Consider the following 911-nt stretch of genomic DNA (forward strand, 5'->3'; position numbering starts at 1 on the left):
ACCGTTTGGAGAAAAGATGAAGTCACTTCCTTGCATAACCATTCCTTTAGTGGAGGTACCCCATTTCGATGAAAATGAATTTGTATCATGGAAATCTCAAATGTCTACTTATTTACGTGAAATGAATCCTCAAGTTTGATGGATGGTAGATCTAGGCCTTTTTCATGCCTTGGAGGATTGTCCTCAAACACAAGCATAAATGAAATGCTTATATCTCAAAGCCCACACATCTCATGGTTTATCTAGTGCCTTGAGTGCAGAAATAAAAGATGAAATGAAAATGAAGTATGGTTGGCTTGAAAGAGCTAATCTTCTTTGGAAGGTGCTTGAGCAAATGTATGGCTCAAGCAATAGCAAGAGATCATCATCAAGTGCTCCAGAGAATATCTCATTATCATCTACACATTTTGATCAAGATCAAGAAGAGCAATCAAGTGTTCAAAAAGAAGAATTAAATTATGCCAGTCTGGGAAAACCGGATGGTCCGGTTTCCCAAACCGGAGTGTCCAATTTTGGCAAAATAGTAATTGTCTTGGATAAAGAAGATGATTGTTCTACATCAAGTTCCAACATCGATGATGATGATAACATAGATGGTGAGTATGATGAGCAAGAGTTCTTGATGGAATTTAAGAAACACATAAGCAAGCATATGAAATTGCAAAAGAGACATGGGGATCTCCTATGTTCACATAAAGAGCTTATTGACTCATATGCATTGCTAGAATCAACTTATGATGTTATGGTAACAAAGGTGAAAAATACTATTGATTTATCTTGTGCTAACTCTTGTTGCTCACAAGCAAAACCATCATGTGATGAGTATGTACCTGTAGAAACTTGTGATGATTTAATTGCAAGTGAAAATGATGAGCTCAAGAGAGAGAATGAACCGCTAAGGATGGAGTTAA

At 36.7% G+C, this 911-nt stretch carries 1 protein-coding gene; it reads left to right on the forward strand.

Annotation, left to right across the window (positions count from 1 at the left end; translation table 11 throughout):
* Nucleotides 1-250 precede the first annotated feature (250 nt).
* On the forward strand, nucleotides 251-911 hold a 661-nt coding region (locus ACQY5W_RS13030; RefSeq protein ID WP_428025405.1), incomplete at its 3' end, for a hypothetical protein.

The sequence above is a fragment of the Arcobacter sp. genome, assembly GCF_050300555.1.
Classification (GTDB): Bacteria; Campylobacterota; Campylobacteria; order Campylobacterales; family Arcobacteraceae; genus Arcobacter.